This is a genomic window from Tersicoccus phoenicis (assembly GCF_001968835.1).
Taxonomy (GTDB): Bacteria; Actinomycetota; Actinomycetes; order Actinomycetales; family Micrococcaceae; genus Tersicoccus; species Tersicoccus phoenicis.
The window spans coordinates 1-303 of the sequence record NZ_MRDE01000128.1 but is presented as its reverse complement, the minus strand read 5'-3'; the positions used below and the strand labels follow the sequence as shown (position 1 = coordinate 303).

Annotated in this window: 1 pseudogene; it reads right to left on the bottom strand. The window is 67.7% G+C overall.

The features are described 5' to 3' along the window. A pseudogene (locus tag BKD30_RS15435) lies at nt 1-303 on the bottom strand (IS1380 family transposase); the annotation flags it as partial.

The following is a 303-nucleotide window of genomic DNA, read 5'->3' as shown; positions in this document are numbered from 1 at the left end:
CGTCGGATCGTCGTGGTGGTCGCGCGGGCAAGCGATGGCGTGTTCGTGAGGGTGGCTGCGGCGCGGGTGAGGTTGAAGGCCATGACCGCGCAGACCAGCCAGGCGGCGTTCGCGTTGAACACGCCGGAGGGCAGGTGGGCCAGGGCGGAGGCTTTCAGATCGGCGTGGACGTTCTCGATGATCGCATGTCGGCGATGCACCTGATCCGCTGCGACCGTGCCTGTGGTGGCGGGGTCGGTGGTGGTGAAGAAGGCGTGGAATCGCCACGTGTCGAACAGCGTCGCCTGGCCCTCGCTCTTGTGG